Below are 16,101 nucleotides of genomic sequence, written 5' to 3'. Positions count from 1 at the left end.
GGTGGTCCGGCCGCCGTACCGGGCCGCCCCACGGGTGAACGCCGCCCGCTGGCCGACGTTTTGGTTTGCCGTCGGATCCTCAATACGATCCGGCGATGATCACAAGAAAACGGCTGGCGGCCGGGGCCTGCGGCCTGTTCGTCGCCTTGACCGCGGGGCTCATGCCCACGAACGCCGTCGCCGCCGACGGACCCGCGAAAGAGCCCCCCAAGGTCGAGCTGGTGCTCGACGTCAGCGGATCGATGCGCGCGAACGACATCGACGGCCAGTCCCGGATGGCCGCCGCCAAGCAGGCCTTCAACGAGGTCCTGGACGCGGTGCCCGACGAAGTCCGGCTCGGCATAAGGACCCTGGGGGCCACCTACCCCGGCGACGACCGGGCGCTGGGCTGCAAGGACACCAAGCAGCTCTACCCCGTCGGCACGGTCAACCGCACCGAGGCGAAGACCGCCGTCGCCACCCTCGCCCCCACCGGCTGGACGCCGATCGGCCCCGCCCTGCAAGCCGCCGCCCAGGACCTCGACGGGGGCAACGCCACCCGCCGCATCGTGCTCATCACCGACGGCGAGGACACCTGCGCCCCGCTCGACCCGTGCGAAGTGGCCCGCGACATCGCGGCCAAGGGCATCCACCTCGTCGTCGACACCCTCGGCCTCGTCCCCGACGCCAAGACCCGCGCCCAGCTCACCTGCATCGCGGAGGCCACCGGGGGGACGTACACCTCGGTGGCGCACACCGCCGAACTCTCCGGCAGGGTCAGACAGCTGGTCGACCGGGCCGCCGACCCCGTGGTCACCCCGGTGGCCACCGAGGGCGCCAAGCAGTGCGAAGGCGCCCCGCAGCTGAAGGCCGGCCTCTACAGCGACCGCGAGACCTTCGGCGAGCACCGCTGGTACCGCGTCGACGTCCGCCCCGGACAGGAACTGCGCGCCTCCGTCAGCATCGGTGCCGACCGCGCCGTCAACAACGACTACGGCGTCCTGCTGCGCGCGTCCACCGTCCACGGGCGGGAGATCGTCCGCGGCTCCGAGGCCGGCGACGGCCGCACCGACGTCGTCTCGACCGGCCTGCGCTACCCGAAGGCCCCCCTGGACGGGGACGCCTCCGAGACCCCCGAGACCGTCTGCCTCCAGGTCAGCAACTCCTTCTCCGCCGGCCCGGCCGTCAAGACCGCGCCCGGCATGCCCGTCGAGCTGACCATCGACCTGGTCGACGGCCCGGACGAGCCCTCCGACGTGGCCTCCTTCGGCCTCGGCCGGGGCTGGTGGCTGCTGGGCCTGCTGGTGCTCACCGGTCTGCTCGCGGGGCTGGTCTGGGGCTGGATCTCGCGCTGGCGCATCTCCGTCTGGAGGACCAACTGATGCGTACCGTACGCACCCTGACGGCCGCCCTGCTGGCGGGGGCCGCCCTCCTCGCCCCGGCGTCCGCCGCCACCGCCGCCCCGAGCCCCACGCCCAGCGCGGGTCAGAAGGGCGAGGGTCCCACCGAGGCCGGCACCGGCTTCCGCACGGCGACCCCGTTCCGTCCGGGCCAGAAGGCCACCGCCGCCGGCTCCACCGGTGACTACCTGTACTGGGTCCTGCCCGTGGACGCGGGCCAACGGGCCACCGTACGGGCCTCGGTGACCCTCCCGGAGTCCGCCGCCCGGCACGGCGCCTCCACCTGGCGCCTCGACGTCTACGACGGGTTGCGCCGCCGCCAGGCCTGCACCTACGGGACCCAGACCGCCGCGGCGGCCCGGGAAGCCGCCACCGTGGAGCTCGACTGCGTGCTGCGCACGGTCCGCTCCGGGGCCGAGGCCTGGTCCAACGACCCCCTGCCGGGCAGCTACTACGTCCGCCTGACGGTGGCCGGGCTCCCCGAGGAGGACCTGGGCCTGCCCGTGCGGGCCCAGGTCGAGGCCGAGACCAAGGAGATGGGCGGAGCCACGGCGGTGGACGCGGCCCTGGCCGAACCCCTGGTCCCGGGCATCACGGGCGCCTCCGAGCAGCAGCGCGCGGCGCGCGCGCCCGAGGACGGCTGGTCCGGCGGCTGGTGGTCGGACCGCTGGCTGTGGACCGCCGCGGGAGGGATCCTCGGCGCCCTCGCGGGCATCTACGGGTACTCCCTGACCCGGGGCTCGGGCCGGCCCGGACGACCCCGGTCCGAGGCCTGACGGGACCGGAGGGACAGGGGCCGTTCCGTCCGCGGACGGAACGGCCCCGCACGGCACAATGATCAACCGGCCACGGAGCGTGGGCTATGTTGGAAGAAGAGTGACGTGAGAAGGAGGCCCTCCGGTGTCATCGGGGCAGCAGGCGCGCGCACAGGCGGCCGCGATCACGCCGGGCACGGTCCCGCAGGAGCGGGAGAAGCCGCCGGCCGACCGACTGCTCGCGCTCTTCGACGGCCACCGGCTGTCCCCGGGTCAGCGGCGGATCGCCCAGTACCTGATCGACCACCTCACCGAGGCCGCGTTCCTCTCCATCACCGAGCTCGCCGAACGCGTCGGCGTCAGCCAGCCCTCCGTGACCCGTTTCGCCGCCTCGCTCGGCTTCAGCGGCTATCCCGCGCTGCGTGACGTGCTCCAGCCGATGGCGCTGAGCGCGGTCGCCGGCACCCCCGACAGCCGCGAGCAGATCCGTCACAACGAGCTCCAGGCCGCCGTCGACGCCGAGATCGAGAACCTGGAGAGCGTGCGCAGGCTGCTCGCCGACACCAACCGGGTGCTGGAGATCGGCCGGGACCTGGCCCAGTCGGTTCCGCTGACGGTCCTGGGCCTGCGGATCTCGGTGTCCCTCGCCGAGTACTTCGCCTACGCCGCCCGCCGCATCCACCCCGACGTCCGCGTGGTGACCCGGGGCGGCAGCGTGGCGTACGACGCCCTGCTCCAGTCCCGGGCGGCCGGCGGCAGCTGGGTGATCGCCTTCGCCATGCCCCGGCACGCCAACGAGACCCTGGCGGCCCTGCGGGCGGCCCGCAGCACCGGCCTGCGGGTGGTGCTGATCACCGACCCCACCCTCGGTCCGCTGGTGGAGGAGGCGGACGTGGTGCTGACGGCCGGCACCGGATCCCGGTTGGTCTTCGACTCGTACGCGGCTCCCGGCATGCTCTCCGCCGCCCTGCTCCAGGCGATGGCCGACGCCGATCCCGAGCGGACCCAGGCGCGGCTGGAACAGTACGAGCAGGTCGCTGACCAGCACGGATTCTTCCTCTAGCAGGCTCTGCGGAGGCCTCGGGGGACCCCTCCCGGAAGGCGGATATTCAGCGCCCGGCCATGTATGAAATTTTTCATACCCTTGCGTACTCGACGGTATATATGTTTACTGACGGCGGCGTTCCGGATCCACCAGATGCCAGGGAGGGCGTCCCCACGTCCTCTTCGAACAGCCACCCAGTACGCCGCTCCTCCTCACGGCGCGACCGGGTGACGGGTCAGGGCTTTCGGATCCGGCGGAGCGCCCCCCTGGCGGCCTCGGTCAACCCCTGGGCCGAGGCCGCCCCCCTACGCAGTGTCTCGATCAGTGCTTCGACCACCACTCGGAAGTGACGAGAATGTCCCAGACGGCCACCCTCACGCGCAGCCCGGACTGGCCCCTCCAGGTGAAGTCCCCCGGCTCGCACGACTGGGAGCGCAGCGCCACCCGCTGGCTGCGGGACCTGCTCCCGGCCCGCTACGGCAGCTACCTGACGCTGACCCGCCACCACGCCCTGCTCGCCCGTCACGTCCAGCTCCAGCTCCAGCACGAGATGCGCGCGGTGCGGGTGGCCCTGCACACCAGCCGGGCCGAGCTGCCGATGATGGGCCTCCCCGAGTCCGCGATCGAGAACACGATCAGGATGTACGCCATCGAGCTCGAACAGCTCGGCCGCCTCTCCCGGGGCGTCCGCCTCGTTTCCGAGGCGCTCCTCGTGGGCACCCCGGCCCAGCGCAAGCGCTGACCCCGGGGCGCCCCTCCGCCCGGCGTCAGCCCTGGCAGATACCGCGCGCGTAGTCGTACGTGGCGGTCGCCTGCGAGTACTTCCACTGCGGGGCGAGCAGGCCGTCCGCCAGCTGCCGCGCGGCGGCCGGGCTCTCGACGACGTAGCCGAAGTCCTGGAGCCAGGACGGGTACAGGTTCTTCGAGCCGATGTAGAAGGCCGAGTCGTCCACCGAGACCAGCTTGTGGTGCTGGGCGTACGGCTTGCCGTCCGCCCACGTCGCCTTGTCCGAGGCGCGGAACGTCGCCAGCTGCAGACCGTCGCACATCGCGGCCTTCGCCCGGCCCGCGTCGCCGGTCAGGGCCTGGAGGCGGCCCCGCAGGACGTCGCTCACCTCGGACAGCGACTTGATCTGGGAGTAGCCGCCACTGCCGACCGCGCCCCGGTTCGCCGGGTCGCTGACGACGATGCGCACCTTCACCCCGGCCGCGAGCTTCGCGGCGAGGGTGTCGTAGAGCCGGATGTCGTAGCGGGGCAGCGGCGGGCAGGTCGCGTTCAGGTCCTGCTGGGAGATCTCGATGTGCCCGGTCGCGCTCGCGACCAGCGCCCGCAGCGCGCTCTCCTCCGGGTTGACCGTGTCGTAGTCCCGGTCGGCGTTGGTGTTGTCGTGCACCCCGATGACGCACTTGGTGTCGGTGGCCGTCGGCAGGACGGGCTTGAACGCCGAGGTCGGGTCGCTCTGGCGGATGCCGACGCCGAGGCCGCCGACCGCCAGGGCCGGGACGTCGCCGCCGCCGGCCGGGGCCGCGGGGCGGGGCAGGGTGGTCATGCAGCCCGCGTTGTCGGAGGACGCGAACCAGACGGTGGCCCAGCTGCTCTTGTTGCGGCAGGTCCAGTCCCACAGGGTGTCGAGGTAGCGGCCGGCCGAGCCCGCCGCCGGACCGGACAGGGCGAGGTCGACGTCGTTCACCGGGTGGGCGGTGTCGAGGTAGTCGTCCTTCCAGCCGTTGATCCCGCCGGTGATCACCGTACCGCCGTCCACCACGACGATCTTGGAGTGGTTCCAGGAGAACGCGGTCTTCGAGGTCGTCATCGACGCCACGTTGAGCGTGATGTTCGCCGCCGCGGGCCCCAGCTTGGCCACCAACTCGTCGCGGTACGAGGACGGGATCACATTGGCGTGGTAGATCGGCGCGGCGCCGACCAGGATGCGCACCTGGAGGCGGTTGCCCTTCTGTACCGCTTCCTTCAGGCCGGCCACGATCGCGTCCTGGAACCCGCCGTTGGGGAAGGGGGCCAGGGTGGATATGTCCACGCTCTGCCGGGCCTGCGCGATGTCCTCGCGCGTCTTGTCCAGCAGCCGGCGGGCGCCGGGGCGGTCGGTGCAGGACGCGTCGCCCCAGCAGCCGGGACTCTGCAGCAGCCAGTCGGAACCGCCGGGGGCGGAGGCGCCGAGGCGGTTTCCGGCGGTGCGCTCCCAGACGGAGCCCTCCAGTCCGGGGGAGACCTGGCGCAGGGTCTGCTCCACCGCGTCCAGGTGCGGGGTGGGGGAGTCGGCGTACGCCGGGGCGGCGGACAGCAGGGCGAAGGAGGAGAGCGAGAGCGCGAGCGTCAGGGCCGTCGTGCGGACGGTGCGTGCCAATGTGGTTCCTTGGATGGGGGTGGCTCCGGCCGGGCGGCACCGAGAACCGGGCCCCAGCCTTGATCAACTCCCGCAAGTTACCAGCGCGTAGGGCGCTGTTCATCTCAGTGCGTCGGCTTCCGGCCACCCCCGCGAGGGTTCCTCCCTGAGCGTGTCCGAAAAAGGCTGTCGGAATCGCGGCGTTCGGTGGGCCGGCGGGGTCGGGTGTGTCGGCCATTCGGATTGGACTCGGCGCGACGCGGAACGCCGCCGGGACAGGAGGAGCCCTCCGCCCTACCTTCGGGGACTGTTCCGCTTCCTCCCGAAAGGTGCATCCATGCGATCTGTCCGTTCCGCATTCGCCGTCCTCGCCACCGCCGCCATCGTGCTCGGTGGTGCCGGCGCCGCGAGCGCCGACGTGACCGTGACCGTCCCGGAAGGCAGCCAGTACAACCTCGTCTTCGGCAACTGGTTCCAGTTCGCCGCCGACGACATCTTCAACGCGGGCAGGGACAACACCGTCGGCTCCAACAACTGACGCTGCGGGTGGTACGGGCCCGGCCCGCCCCGGTCGTACGGGGTGGGCCGGGCCTCGCCGTGCGTCAGAGCCAGGGGACCTGGTCCGCCCCGTACCGGTAGGCGCGGAAGACGGAGTTCTGCGCGCCGCGCGAGGACTCCAGGCCCGTGCCGCGGTCGAACGAACCGAACTCGGGGACGACGAACTCCCAGACCACGTCCCCCTCGGGGGTCACCTCGAAGAGCCGCCCGAAGGAGCCCTCGGCGATGAAGGTGTTGCCGTTGGGCAGGCGCTGGGCGCTGGACATGTAGGGGCTGTAGAAGTTCTGCGGCGGATTGTCCTCGTACGACCACACCCGCTCGCCCGTCGTCGGGTCGAGCTCCAGCACCCGCGAGTACGGCACGGACGTCGTGTCGCGGTAGGTCCCGTTGTCGAACACCAGGATGGTGCCGCCCGGCAGCTCGTGCGGGTGGTGCTGCTGGGCGAGGACGTCGGGGCCGATCCGCCAGCGCACGGACCCGTCGGCGCGGTCCACGGCCACCGTCGTCGACGCGCTGCGGAAGCCCACCACGATCCCGCCGTCGGCGAGTTCGTTGACGGTGTTGGCCATCGGCCAGTGCTCGCGGGCGAAGTGCGGGTTCAGCGGGACCTCCTCCGGGTCGAGGTGCTCGATCGCCGCCCAGCGCCAGACCGTCTCGCCCTCCCAGGTCAGCTCGTACACCACGTCCCCGTAGATCACCCCGCCCGGCGCCTCCGAGCCGGGGATGCCGCCGCGGATCCGGGCCGCGTCCGCCGGTGACAGCGGCTCCACGACGGTGATCAGCAGGTTGCCGTTGCGCAGGACGGAGGCGTCGTGGTGGTGGAAGGGGTGGCGGACCTCGCGCAGCACGGTGGAGTCCGGGGCGAGTTCCTGGAAGATGCCGCCGTGGTAGACGTCCCAGATGGGGAAGAGGCTCGGGCCGGTGGTGTCCTTGGCCGCGTAGAAGAGGGTGCCTCCCGGGAGCAGCTGCGCCTGACGGCCGGGCGGGTGCGGGGAGTTCCAGGTGTGGGCCGTCCGGCCGTCGATGTCGACGAGGTGGATCCGGCCGTCGCCGGTGATCGGGGTGTAGAGGGTGTAGCCGCCGAAGCTCCGCTGCGGATCGTGGGCGCGCAGGCCGGTGCCGCGGCGGCGCAGGGTGTTCTGGTCGACGCTCATGGAGGTCCTTCCGGGGTGGGGTGGGGTGGGGTGGGCCGTACGGGGCCGGTTCAGGGGGTGGTTCAGGGGGTGGTGACCGTGACGGCGGCCGGATCGGCCGCCCGCAGCGGGCCGGGCCGCAGCCGGGCCGACAGGGCGGACCGGTCGGCGGCGCCCGGCAGGGACTGGGCCGCCTTGGCCCAGGCCGCCTCGTCCGACAGGTCGGTGAGCAGCTCGGGCGTCAGGTTCGCCCCGTACGCGTAGCGGGGCTGGAAGACCTCCACGTACCCGGACTGGAGCGCGCCCTTGGACTGGGCCACCACGGCCGCCCGCGCCGCGGCCGGATCGGCGGCGGCGGCGCGCTGCGCGCCGAGCACCGTTCGCAGGACGGCGGTGGTCTCCTCGTCGCCCGCCGAGGGGCCCGCGACGAGGAGGGTGTGGGCGGTGTAGCCGGTGAAGGGGAGCTCGGCGTAACGGCTGCCGAGGGCGGTGCGGGCGGCGTCGTAGAAGCTGGGGAAGGTGACGCCGGCGTCGACGTCACCGCGGGCGAGGGCGGGGGCCACCTGGTTCGGGGCCAGGTTGACCACCGTCACGTCCGCCGCCGTCAGCGCGGCGGAGGCGAGCATCCGGGACAGGGCGTACTCGACGTTCGTGCCCTGCGGGACACCGACCTTGAGCCCCTTGAGCGCGCCGAAACCGGAGACGGCGCGGTCGGTGCGGGTGAGCAGGCGCCAGTCCGAGAAGCGGGACAGGTCGGCCACGATCCGTACGTCGCGCCCGCCGAGCGCGGCCGTGACCGCGGGCAGGTCGCCCACGACGCCGAACCGCGCCTGGCCGCCGAGGACGGCGTTCAGCGCGTCGCGGCCCGTGGGCAGGGTGGTCACGGTGGCGTCGAGGCCCTCGGCGGCCCAGAGCGAGCGCTCCTGCGCGAGGTACACGGGGGCGGCCGCCAGCTGGTCGCTGCCGGCCAGGGTCACGGCGCGCCGTCCGCCGCCGTGCGCGGCGCCGCCCCCGGCCCCGCCTTCGGCGCAGGCGGTGGCGAGGAGGGGCAGCAGAGCGGCCAGCAGTACGCCGACCAGCGTGCGGGGTCTGGACATGATGGGTTCCTTCCGGGGGATCGGGGATCGGGGGTCAGGGGGCGGTGAGGTGGGCCGCGACGCTCTCGCGCAGGGCCGGGTCCGGGGGGCCCGCGGGGACCGCGTGGTCCGCGAGGATCCGGCCCGGGGAGCCCCCGAGCACGACCACCCGCCCGGCCAGGGCGAGCGCCTCGTCGATGTCGTGCGTCACGAACAGCACGGTGGTGCCGCTGCGCTCCCACAGCTCGCGCAGCAGTGCCTGCATCCGCGTCCGCGTCAGCGCGTCCAGGGCCCCGAACGGCTCGTCCATCAGCAGCACCTCCGGCCGCGCGGCCAGCGCCCGCGCCAGGGCCACCCGCTGCTGCATCCCGCCGGACAGCTGCGCCGGGTACTTCTCGGCGCCGTCCGCCAGCCCCACCTCCGCGAGCGCGGCCAGGGCCAGTTCGCGCCGGCGCGCACGCGGCAGTCCGAGCCGCTTGAGGGCGAACTCGACGTTGCCGCGGGCCGTGCGCCAGGGGAAGAGCGCGTAGTGCTGGAAGACCACGCCCCGGTCCGGGCCCGGCCCCGTCACCTCGGTGCCGCCGGCCGTCACCCGTCCCGTCGCGGGCCGCACGAAACCGGCGACCGTGTTCAGCACCGTGGACTTCCCGCAGCCGCTCGGCCCGAGCAGCGCCGTGAACGACCCCGCGGGGAACACCAGGTCCGTCGGCCGCAACACCGGGGCCGCCCCGTACCCGACCGACAGCCCCTCCAGACGTACCTCCAGGCTCATGACGCGCTCCAGTGCACCCAGCGGCGCCCGACGGCGGCCAGCAGCAGGTCGGCGGCCACGCCCAGCAATCCGAGGACCAGCAGCCCCGCGAACATCCGGTCCACCCGCAGGAACTGGCCGTCCACCTGGAGCCGGTACGCCAACCCGCTGTCCGCGCCGCCCAGTTCGGCGGCGACCAGCGCCAGCAGGGCCACGGAGGCGCCGTAGCGCAGGGCGGCCAGCAGCGCGGGCGCGGCGGCGGGCAGCAGGACCTCGGTGAACCGCCGGTGCAGGGGCGCCCCCAGCGACCGGGCGGCCCGCAGGTGCGACACCGGGACCCGCGACACCCCGTCGTGCACGTAGAGCCAGACCGCGAGGAGGACGGCGTAGGCGATCAGCAGCCGCTTGGCGTTCTCGCCGATGCCGAACCAGGCGGTCGCCAGCGGCACCAGGGCGACGGCCGGGATCGGGCGGAGGAAGGAGACCACCGGCGTGACGGCGGCCGACAGCCGGGGCAGGTACCCCGTCGCGAAGCCGAGGGCGCCCCCGATCACCGCCCCCAGCGCGAAACCCTGCCCCGCGCGGGCCAGACTTGCGCCGAGGTCGGTGGCCAGGGTCCCCTCGCGGGCACTGGCCGCCAGGGCCGCAGCGGTCTCGGCGGGGGAGGGCAGCAGCCCCGGGGCCACCGCACCGGACCGGGCGAGCAGGTACCAGAGCGCGAGGACGGCACCGGCCGCGCCCAGGGCCGGGCCGAGCCGGCCGAGGGCCCGGCCGGCGGGGGAGGGGGAGGCTTGCACGGGACGACTCCTCGGTGGGTTGATAAGTGAGGTCAATAATTGACCACGCTTATCAACGGGGTGTTGCGGCGGTGTGAAACCGTCCGGGTCCACCCGGGCCCGCGCGGGCGATGGGATACGTTCACCTGCGTGTCTCGACCCGAACCCACACCCGAAGCGCTGGAGGTCGGCCGGGCGATCCGCGAGTGCCGCACCGCCCGCCGCGTGTCCATGGCCGTGCTCGCCACCCGCTCGGGCCTCTCCCAGCCCTTCCTCAGCCAACTGGAACGCGGACTCGCCACCCCCAGCCTGAGTTCGATCTACCGCATCGCCGAGGCCCTCGACGTCACTCCCGGCACCTTCCTGCGGCCCCCGGAGCGCGCCGGAGTGGTCAGCCACGAGAGCGACCCGCAGGTGATCAGGGTCAGCGAGGCCGCCGGACAGGTGGCGCGGGTGCTCATCCCGGGCGGCCGCAGCGGCCTGATGGAGGCCTACGAGCACCACTTCGAGCCCGGCCGGGGCGAGCGCGGCTGGTTCGCACACCCCGGCGAGGACTTCCTCTACGTACTGGAGGGCGAGGTCCTGCTCGAAGTCGAGGGCGAGGAGCCCCTGTTGCTGCGGGCGGGCCGCAGCGCCCACCACCGGGGCGACGTGCCGCACCGCTGCTCACTGCCGGAGGGCGGCGCGGCGGCCCGCACCCTGCTGGTCATCGCGAACGCGTAGGGGCGCGCCTCACGCGGGGGCGGCGTAGCACCGCACGGTCACCGTGCGCCCGGGGCCCCAGTGCTGCTCGACGCTCCCCAGCGGGCTCCAGCCGAGGCGGTCGTAGAGGGCGGCGGCGGCCGTATCGGCGGCCAGTACGTCGAGTACGGGACGCAGCCCGCGCGCCCGCGCCCCGCGCACGGCCCGCGCCATCAGCAGGGCCCCGGCCCCCAGCCCCCGTGCGGTCGGGGCGACGAAGAGCCGCCCGACCACGGCCACGGCCTCGACGGGCACGCCGTCCCGTCGGCACAGCAGTGCGGGCGCGGCGTCGTCCGGCTCGGCGCGGGACAGCGCGACATGGCCGGCCGTCACCCCTTCGTGCCCGGCCACCCAGGCGTCGAGGAGCGCCGACGGCGACAGCCACCCCTCGGGCCGCTCCGGCCAGTCCACGGGATAGCCGTCGGTGCGGTGGACCTCGGCGAGCACGCGCGCGCACGCGCCGAGGTCACTGGGTTCACGGCGCCGGACGTCCATGCCGCCATGCAACCACGAGGGCCGTGCCGTCAGGACAGCCGGGTCACCCGCGTGCCGAAGGACGGCTCCACCAGGTCCTTGCCCACGGCCACCGGGACGCTCCTCGCGCCGTCCCCGTCGCCGACCGTCAGCACGCCGACCTCGGTGCCCGCCTTCGCCTCGTGCGGCAGGGACTTGCCGCCCGCGCCGAGCGAGAGCTTCAGCCGCTGCCCCGGTACGCCGATCACGGAAAGGTCCTTCGTGGCCACCAGCGGGGTGCGGCCGCCGAGCCCGTCGTCGACGTAGCCCACCAACTGCCCCTTGCGCACGGCCGGGATCTCGGCGAGCGCCGCACGGACGGCCTCGATGATCTTGCTGCTGTTCTCCTTGACCAGCTCCAGGCTGTCCGCGCCGTCCACGTCCGGCCCGCTCGCGTGCTGGTCCATCAGCGTGCCCAGGACCAGCGGGGTCTCTGCCCCGACCGTCTTGTAGGCGGCCCACAGCAGGGTGCCGCCGGCGGGGGTGCTCGAACCGGTCTTGATGCCCTTGATGCTCAGGCCGCGGGTGAGGAGCAGGCTGCCGTTGTTGTTGATGAGCGGCTCGGTCAGACCCTTGATGTTCTCCTGCGGCAGGGCGACCACCGCGCGGAACGCCTCCTCCTTCATCACCGCGTCGGCGAGCTTCAGCTGGTCGGCCGCGGTACTCACGGTGCTTGCCTGCAGGCCGCTGGGGTCCGTGTACGTGGTGTCATTCATCCCGAGCTCCTTCGCCGCAGCGTTCATCTTCGCGACGAAGGCGTCCGGGGTGGTGGATCCGGTGTCCCAACGGGCCAGAAGACGGGCGATGTTGTTACCCGACGGGATCATCAGCATCTTGAGCATGTCCAGCTGGCTGAACTTCGTCCCGGCCGTGAGCCCCTTGATACGGGACTCGTGCTCGGCGTTGCCCTCGGCCACGGCCGTCGCGTCCACCTCGATGCCGGGGCCGGGATCGTCCTTGCGCAGGGGGTGGCCCTTGAGGAGCACGTACGCCGTCATCACCTTCGCCACACTGGCCGTCGGCACCGGCTTCTGCTCGCCGAAGGTGGCGATGTCACCGGAGCCGGGCACGCGGACGGCGCCCTGGCCCTTGGCGGGCCACGGGATCGGGGTGTTCCCCTCCAGGGTGTGGGAGGACTCGCCGCCGGCCAGTCGGGGGGCGGGCAGCGGGCGCAGCAGCTGCGCGCCGACGACCACGCCGCCGAGCAGCAGCACGATCGGAGTCCACACCTTGACCCGGCGGGTGAGGGTGCGGCGGGGGGTCTCCGGCAGGGGAGCGGTGTTGGTCAGCTCGGCCAGCAGTTCGAGCGGGGGCAGCGGCGCCTCCCGCGTCACCTCCGGCCCGGCGGGGGACTGGGGGCGGGGCGCCTCGGGGGCCTTGGGCGCGGCCGTGGGTGCGACCTTGGGCAGGGCCTTGGTTCCGGCCGGGGTCCCGAGCTCCTTGAGCGCGACGAACTGACTGGTCCGCTCGGCGTCGCTCTCCGTGTCCGCGTCCGTGTCCGCGTCCGCCCGCCGGGCGGGCGGGCCACCGGTCGCGTCGGCCTTCGTCCGGGGGCCGTCGGCAGCACCGGAGGCGACGGTCTCCGCGTCCGGCTTCCGGGTCCTGGCGGTCGCGTCGGGCTCGCCGTCCTTCGGGGCGGTGGCCTCCGCGTCCGGCTTCCGGGTCCCGTCCGTTGGCGCTGCCTTCCCGGCCTCGGGTGTTTCCGGGCCGGTGTCCCGGTCCGTGGCGGCCGACGCGCCCTTCACGCCGTCGGGTGCTCCGGCGTCCGTTTCCCCGGCCGGGGCGTCGCCCTGCGGGGTGGCGGGGGCGGTCGTGTCGTTCCGGGGTCCGGCCGGGGCGGGCCCGGCGGGCCGCTCGTCTTCCGGGTCGTCCGAGGCGGGGGCCGCTTCGGCCGGGGCCGGTGCTGCGGGTTCGCGGTCCTCGTGGTCGCCTTCGGCAGCGGTCGGCGGGGTGTTCGCCGCGTCGTCGGAGGCCGAACCGTCGCCGCATTCCGGCTCCGCCTTCGTGCCGGTCCGGGCCCAGGACGGCGCGGGCCTCCCGGTGGCGGAGGGCTCCCGGTCGGCGGTCGCGTCGGACTTCGCGGGTGCCGGGCTCCCGGCGTCGGTGGCGTCGTCGCCGCCGTCCCGGTCCGACAGGTCGGGGGTCTCCACCGACGAGCCGTCCCCGTCGCTCCGGGGGGTGGCGGCAGGCCGTTCCCGCCCGGTCGGGGCCGCGTCGGCGGCGGCAAGGCCGGTGCGGGCCTCCTCAGGGTCGCCCTCGGTGCCCTCGGTGCCCTCGGTGCCCTCGGTGCCCTCGGTGGTCTCGTCGGTCTCGTCGGTCTCGTCGGTCTCGTCGGGGTCCGCCGGGGTTTCGTCCGGGGTCTCCCGAACGGTGCCGGGTGCCGTGGCGCCGTCCCCCTCAGCCGCCCGCAGGGCACCCGGTACGCCCTCCGGGTCCGTCCGCTCCGTCACCGTCTCCGCCTTCATCCAGCGCCCCACCCTTGCTGCTCACACCCGGCCCGGCCGGTTCTCGCCGTCGTCGTCATCGCCATCGGCGCGGCCGTCGTCCGGCCCGCCGATCACCTAGATGTGGCGCGCACCCTGCGCGTTCCCCTTGATCGAACCTGTGACCGTTCGGTCATACTCCGCCCCCGCGCTCCCTCGGCACCCGGTTTGACGCGCCCGCGATCACTCTGCACTATTCCACTAACGTGTTAGTGGAATGAGGTGGAGGTATGGAGTTCCGGGTCGACCGGCGCAGCGGCGTCGCCACCTACCTGCAGCTCGTGACCCAGGTCAAGCAGGCACTGCGCCTGGGCGTGCTGGAACCGGGGGACCGGCTGCCGACAGCCCGTGAAGTGGTCGCGGCCACCGCGATCAACCCCAACACCGTCCTCAAGGCGTACCGGGAGCTGGAGCGCGAAGGGCTCGTGGAGCCGCGCCCCGGCGCGGGCACCTTCGTGCGCCGGTCCCTGTCCCGCCCCGAGGCAGCGGCGGACTCCCCGCTGCGGACCGACCTGGCCGCATGGATGGTCCGGGCGCGCGAGGCGGGCCTGGAGCGGGAGGACATCACGGCGCTCGTCACGGCCGCCGTGGAGGACAGCTTCAACAACTCCGGGCCCCTGCCCGGACCGTCGAGAGAGGACACGGCGTGAGCGATCCGACCCACGCGCCGGCACTACGGGCAACGCGGCTCGGACGGGCGTACGGAGGCCGGCCGGCCCTGCGTGCGTGCGACATCGAGCTGCCCGCCGGGCACATCACCGCCCTCGTCGGCCCCAACGGGGCCGGCAAGAGCACCCTGCTCCAGCTCGGCGCCGGGCTGATCCGCCCCGGCAGCGGGCAGATACGCGTCTTCGGTCACGCCCCCGGCACCGCCGAGGCCCGCCGCCGCACCGCGTTCCTCGCGCAGGAGAAGCCGCTGCACGCCCGCTTCACCGTCGCCGACACCCTGCGCCTGGGCCGCATGCTGAACCCGGGCCACTGGGACCAGGCGGTCGCCGAACGCCTCGTACGCTCCGGGGACATCCCCCTGAACGCCCGCGTCGGCGCCCTCTCCGGCGGCAACCGCACCAGGGTCGCCCTGGCCCTGGTCCTCGGCAAGCGCGCCGATCTGCTCCTGCTGGACGAGCCGCTCGCCGACCTCGACCCGCTCGCCCGTCACGAGGTGATGGCCCTGCTCATGGCCGAGGCCGCCGAACGCGGCTCGACCATCGTGATGTCCTCGCACGTCCTGGCCGAACTGGACGAGGTCTGCGACCGCGTACTGCTCCTCGCGGGCGGCGTCCCCCGCCTGTCCGGCGACATCCAGGAGCTCTGCGACGGGCACACCTGGCTCACCGGGCGCGCCGACCCGATGGAGAAGGACGGGCTGCCCCGTGCCTTCGACCGCGGTGCGGTCGTGCACTGCGCCGTCAGCGGCCGTCAGGTCACCGCCCTCGTCCGTACGGCGCCCGGCGCCCCGCTGCCCGCGGGGACCGACGAACGCTGGATCGCCGAAACCCCCTCCCTGGAAACCCTGTTGCTCGCTCACCTCCGCGGCGCCGCGACCACCACCCCGACCACCGAGGAGGCCGCCGCGTGAAGGGCGTCCTCTGGCTGGCCTGGCGCCAGCAGCGGCTGATGATCCTGGCCGGCGCCGCCCTGCTGGTCGCCTGCGCGGCCTGGGTGGCCTATCAGCGCTCCGAGATGATGTCGCTGATCGACGCCACCGGATGGGTGCCCTGTCCGGGGTGGAACGGCGGCTGCGAGAGCCCCGCCACCTTCCAGATCATGGACGGCAACGCCACCGGGATCCGCGCGCTCGGCACCCTCGGCATCGCGCTGCCCGCCCTCATCGGCGTGTTCTGGGGCGCCCCGCTCATCGGCCGGGAGCTGGAGACCGGCACGATCAAGCCCGCCCTCACCCAAGGGGTCGGCCCGCGCCGCTGGTTCGCCGCCCGTTTCGGCCTCGCGGCCCTCTTCGCCCTGCTCGCCTCGGCGGTCGTCGCGGCCCTCGTCGCCTGGTGGTGGGTACCCATCGCCAACACCCTCGACGGCCCGTACTGGCACGACGCCGCCATCTACAACGCCACCGGCCCGGCCTCCGTGGCCTGCGCCCTCTTCGCGCTCACCGTCGGCACCCTCGCGGGGCTGCTGGTGCGCCGGGTGCTGCCCGCCATGGGCGCGGCCTTCGCGGCGATCGGCACGGTGACGGTGTTCGTGACCTACTTCCGCCGCAGCTGGATCGACCCCGAGACCCGGATCACCCCGGGCATGACGCCCAAGCGGCCCGTCGGCAGCGCCTGGTCGACCGGGGAGTTCGGCTACCTGACGCCCGACGGGCGCGAGCACTCCATCTGGAACGTCTGCCAGACCTCGGGGGAGGAGCTCCGGCGGTGCATGGCCGAGCACGACTTCGTCGCCCGGTACCACAAGGTCTACCCCAGCAGTGACTTCTGGACGTTCCAGTGGATCGACACGGCCCTCTACGCGGGCGGCGCCGCCCTGCTCCTCACGGTCACCGTCGCCCTGCTGCGCCGCCGCGTCGCGTGACGACCGCCCGCGTCGCCTGA

At 73.7% G+C, this 16,101-nt stretch carries 16 protein-coding genes; 9 read left to right on the top strand and 7 right to left on the bottom strand.

Annotated features, from left to right (window positions below):
- Nucleotides 1-95 precede the first annotated feature (95 nt).
- The 4 genes from ABZW32_RS07270 to ABZW32_RS07255 all read left to right on the top strand — a co-directional run bounded on the left by ABZW32_RS07270 (nucleotide 96) and on the right by ABZW32_RS07255 (nucleotide 3,921).
- Nucleotides 96-1,361 carry a VWA domain-containing protein gene (locus ABZW32_RS07270; protein WP_356212391.1) on the top strand — a complete coding sequence of 422 codons (1,266 nt, stop codon included), beginning with the start codon at nucleotides 96-98 and terminating at the stop codon, nucleotides 1,359-1,361.
- Nucleotides 1,361-2,155 carry a hypothetical protein gene (locus ABZW32_RS07265; protein ID WP_356212389.1) on the top strand — a complete coding sequence of 265 codons (795 nt, stop codon included), beginning with the start codon at nucleotides 1,361-1,363 and terminating at the stop codon, nucleotides 2,153-2,155. The genes ABZW32_RS07270 and ABZW32_RS07265 overlap by 1 nt, the downstream gene beginning before the upstream one ends.
- Before the next feature lie 124 nt (nucleotides 2,156-2,279).
- Complete coding sequence (locus ABZW32_RS07260; protein WP_356212387.1) at nucleotides 2,280-3,197, top strand: MurR/RpiR family transcriptional regulator; 918 nt, start codon at nucleotides 2,280-2,282, stop codon at nucleotides 3,195-3,197.
- A gap of 337 nt (nucleotides 3,198-3,534) precedes the next feature.
- Nucleotides 3,535-3,921, top strand: a complete 387-nt coding sequence (locus ABZW32_RS07255; RefSeq protein WP_356212384.1) for a hypothetical protein — start codon at nucleotides 3,535-3,537, stop codon at nucleotides 3,919-3,921.
- A 25-nt stretch (nucleotides 3,922-3,946) separates the two neighbouring features.
- Here the strand turns inward: ABZW32_RS07255 and ABZW32_RS07250 are convergent, their stop codons facing one another.
- Nucleotides 3,947-5,542: a phospholipase D-like domain-containing protein gene (locus tag ABZW32_RS07250; protein WP_356212381.1), complete on the bottom strand. Its 1,596-nt coding sequence runs from the start codon at nucleotides 5,540-5,542 to the stop codon at nucleotides 3,947-3,949.
- Between the two features lie 316 nt (nucleotides 5,543-5,858).
- Here ABZW32_RS07250 and ABZW32_RS07245 point away from each other — a divergent pair, with 316 nt between their 5' ends.
- Complete coding sequence (locus tag ABZW32_RS07245; RefSeq protein WP_356212379.1) at nucleotides 5,859-6,059, top strand: hypothetical protein; 201 nt, start codon at nucleotides 5,859-5,861, stop codon at nucleotides 6,057-6,059.
- Nucleotides 6,060-6,123: 64 nt separating this feature from the next.
- Here the strand turns inward: ABZW32_RS07245 and ABZW32_RS07240 are convergent, their stop codons facing one another.
- From ABZW32_RS07240 to ABZW32_RS07225, 4 genes are all read right to left on the bottom strand, one after another.
- On the bottom strand, nucleotides 6,124-7,233 hold the full coding sequence (locus ABZW32_RS07240) for an aryl-sulfate sulfotransferase (RefSeq protein ID WP_356212376.1): 1,110 nt from the start codon (nucleotides 7,231-7,233) through the stop codon (nucleotides 6,124-6,126).
- A 62-nt stretch (nucleotides 7,234-7,295) separates the two neighbouring features.
- Nucleotides 7,296-8,309: an NrtA/SsuA/CpmA family ABC transporter substrate-binding protein gene (locus tag ABZW32_RS07235; protein WP_356212374.1), complete on the bottom strand. Its 1,014-nt coding sequence runs from the start codon at nucleotides 8,307-8,309 to the stop codon at nucleotides 7,296-7,298.
- Nucleotides 8,310-8,343: 34 nt separating this feature from the next.
- On the bottom strand, nucleotides 8,344-9,060 hold the full coding sequence (locus tag ABZW32_RS07230) for an ABC transporter ATP-binding protein (RefSeq protein ID WP_356212371.1): 717 nt from the start codon (nucleotides 9,058-9,060) through the stop codon (nucleotides 8,344-8,346).
- Nucleotides 9,057-9,836, bottom strand: a complete 780-nt coding sequence (locus tag ABZW32_RS07225; RefSeq protein ID WP_356212369.1) for an ABC transporter permease subunit — start codon at nucleotides 9,834-9,836, stop codon at nucleotides 9,057-9,059. Before ABZW32_RS07225 ends, ABZW32_RS07230 begins: the two co-directional genes overlap by 4 nt.
- Nucleotides 9,837-9,965: 129 nt before the next feature.
- Here ABZW32_RS07225 and ABZW32_RS07220 point away from each other — a divergent pair, with 129 nt between their 5' ends.
- Entirely contained in the window at nucleotides 9,966-10,538 is a 573-nt protein-coding gene (locus ABZW32_RS07220; RefSeq protein ID WP_356212366.1) for an XRE family transcriptional regulator, read from the top strand.
- A gap of 9 nt (nucleotides 10,539-10,547) precedes the next feature.
- Here the strand turns inward: ABZW32_RS07220 and ABZW32_RS07215 are convergent, their stop codons facing one another.
- Together ABZW32_RS07215 and ABZW32_RS07210 are read right to left on the bottom strand one after the other, a co-directional pair.
- The gene (locus ABZW32_RS07215) at nucleotides 10,548-11,051 is read right to left on the bottom strand and encodes a GNAT family N-acetyltransferase (RefSeq protein WP_356212363.1); all 504 of its coding nucleotides are present in this window, start codon (nucleotides 11,049-11,051) and stop codon (nucleotides 10,548-10,550) included.
- Nucleotides 11,052-11,080: 29 nt separating this feature from the next.
- Entirely contained in the window at nucleotides 11,081-13,534 is a 2,454-nt protein-coding gene (locus tag ABZW32_RS07210; RefSeq protein WP_356212360.1) for a serine hydrolase, read from the bottom strand.
- Nucleotides 13,535-13,782: 248 nt separating this feature from the next.
- Here ABZW32_RS07210 and ABZW32_RS07205 point away from each other — a divergent pair, with 248 nt between their 5' ends.
- Genes ABZW32_RS07205 through ABZW32_RS07195 form a run of 3 tightly spaced genes read left to right on the top strand, consistent with a single transcriptional unit; the run spans nucleotide 13,783 to nucleotide 16,081 of the window.
- Nucleotides 13,783-14,202 (top strand): GntR family transcriptional regulator, encoded by a 420-nt coding sequence (locus ABZW32_RS07205; RefSeq protein WP_356212357.1) that lies wholly within the window; start codon nucleotides 13,783-13,785, stop codon nucleotides 14,200-14,202.
- Nucleotides 14,199-15,131, top strand: a complete 933-nt coding sequence (locus ABZW32_RS07200) for an ABC transporter ATP-binding protein (RefSeq protein ID WP_356212354.1) — start codon at nucleotides 14,199-14,201, stop codon at nucleotides 15,129-15,131. Before ABZW32_RS07205 ends, ABZW32_RS07200 begins: the two co-directional genes overlap by 4 nt.
- Nucleotides 15,128-16,081 carry a transporter gene (locus ABZW32_RS07195; RefSeq protein ID WP_356212351.1) on the top strand — a complete coding sequence of 318 codons (954 nt, stop codon included), beginning with the start codon at nucleotides 15,128-15,130 and terminating at the stop codon, nucleotides 16,079-16,081. The genes ABZW32_RS07200 and ABZW32_RS07195 overlap by 4 nt, the downstream gene beginning before the upstream one ends.
- Nucleotides 16,082-16,101 lie beyond the last annotated feature (20 nt).

The organism is Streptomyces sp. NPDC004667 (genome assembly GCF_040609475.1).
Lineage (GTDB): Bacteria > Actinomycetota > Actinomycetes > Streptomycetales > Streptomycetaceae > Streptomyces.
The sequence above is the reverse complement of the archived record's forward strand: the minus strand, read 5'-3'. Positions and strand labels throughout refer to the sequence as shown.